Genomic DNA, 584 nt, shown 5'->3' with positions numbered 1-584 from the left:
AAAAAGCACCAAAGGCTAAAGTTGAAGAAACAATATAAAAGAGTGCACCTGCTGTGAGTGCTATATTGCCGAACCCAATGGGTGCCAACAAAGTACCAGAAGAGACAAGAATGCTATAAGCCACCAAACGCACCAAAACTTGGCTCGCCAAGACCCCAATAAAACCAAAAGCCATAGTGGCAAGTCCACCATAAAATAAAACCATTTTACCAAAATGACTAAAATATTCACTTTCAGGACCAAACCATAGCAATGTCAGACGTAAAACAATATAAATACCCACCTTGCTCAAAAGTGCAAAAGAAGCTCCAACGGGTGCTGCTGCGGCACTATAAGTCGGCATCAACCAAAAATTAAGTGGCCACATACCCACTTTGAGTAAAAAAGCAATCCCCAAAAGCGCCGCGCCTATTTCAAATAAAACAATATCCGCAGAGGTTATATGTTTCATTTTTACAGCCAAATCGGCCATATTAAGAGTACCAACGATTCCATAAATGAGTGCCGTACCAACTAAAAAAAACAACGAAGCAATAAGATTAACGACGACATAATGCAATCCTGCACGTACACGTAACTGCCCA

At 40.8% G+C, this 584-nt stretch carries 1 protein-coding gene; it reads right to left on the bottom strand.

What is annotated here, in order from left to right; translation table 11 throughout:
- On the bottom strand, positions 1-584 hold a 584-nt coding region (locus ACFIO5_RS10125; RefSeq protein WP_375705327.1), incomplete at both ends, for a proton-conducting transporter transmembrane domain-containing protein.

Source organism: Bartonella sp. AA86SXKL, assembly GCF_042196885.1.
This window is presented reverse-complemented; position numbering and strand designations above follow the sequence as displayed.